Annotated in this window: 1 protein-coding gene; it reads right to left on the reverse strand. The window is 49.7% G+C overall.

Going from position 1 to position 1093, the window contains the following annotated elements:
• Positions 1–90: 90 nt before the first annotated feature.
• The gene (locus FD23_RS08695) at positions 91–966 is read right to left on the reverse strand and encodes a TrmH family RNA methyltransferase (protein WP_025896495.1); all 876 of its coding nucleotides are present in this window, start codon (positions 964–966) and stop codon (positions 91–93) included.
• Positions 967–1093: the final 127 nt, after the last annotated feature.

Raw genomic sequence — 1093 nt, forward strand, 5'->3', positions numbered from 1 at the left:
CCCCGATTGAATATCGGAATCATGTTTTAACAACCTTAACGGCGTAATACTAAATTGTCCCAATTTTGGGGGTCACATCAAGGACCGGACTTAATCCAGTCCTTTTTTGACTTCCCAAAAGGCTAAAGAGCTAGCGGCGGCAACATTCAAGGAGTCCACTCCTTCAGCCATCGGTATCTTGATCGTATAGTCGCTCTCCGCGATCGTTTGCGGCAACAGGCCTGGTCCTTCAGAACCTAAAATGACAGCCAGACGGTCTGCTTCTTTTAAGACCGGGTCGTCGATGTCAACCGTGTTGTCCCTTAAAGCCATGGCCGCGGTCTTAAAGCCCAATTCCTGCAGGCTGGCCACGCCTTTTTCCCGCCAAAGTTTTTGATCCAGATAAGTCCAAGGCACCTGGAAAACCGTCCCCATGCTGACCCGGCCGCTTCTCCGGTATAAGGGATCACTGGAGTCGGTTGTAATCAAGACCCCGTCCATGCCTAAGGCCGCGGCTGAGCGGAAAATAGCGCCAACATTGGTTGGATTGACGACGCTCTCTAAGACCCCGACTCTGGCATGCTTGGGCAAGGCAGCCGCAAATTCACGCAGACTTGGCCGCTTTTTTCTTCGAAAGGCACAAATGGCGCCCCGAAGCAGATTATAGCCTGGCAGCTGGCGCAAAAGGTCAGACTGAGCGACAAAGATCGGAAAATCAAGCAAGTGATCGTGGTTAGCAGCCAGCTCCCGGTCAAAGTCCGCTAAATCACGTTCTAAGGCCTTTTCCTCCACCAGCATGGCGATTGGCTCATAGCCGGCCCTAATTGCCCGCTCGATTACTTTCGGACTTTCAGCGATGAAAATACCGGCTTCTGGCTCATAGTAATGAAAGAGCTGAGCTTCATTGTAATCAGTAAACAGCTTTAGTCTGGGATCATCGAAAGCGATAATTCTGATCAGATTGTTTTCTCTGTCGATTCTGTCCATGTCTTTATATCTTTCTTATTCTCTAGACTCTTACCTATTTTACTATAGAAAACAAAAAGAGCCAGACTTCCGTCTGACTCTTGTCTCGCGCGGCAACTTCCTATCCTCGCAGGCAGTTTCCCACCAA

Source organism: Lactobacillus delbrueckii subsp. delbrueckii DSM 20074 = JCM 1012, from assembly GCF_001433875.1.
Lineage (GTDB): Bacteria > Bacillota > Bacilli > Lactobacillales > Lactobacillaceae > Lactobacillus > Lactobacillus delbrueckii.

Bases quoted from the DNA above. Each gene is read 5' to 3' on its own strand.
- FD23_RS08695 (WP_025896495.1), bottom strand. From the start codon at position 966: ATGGACAGAATCGACAGAGAAAACAATCTGATCAGAATTATCGCTTTC.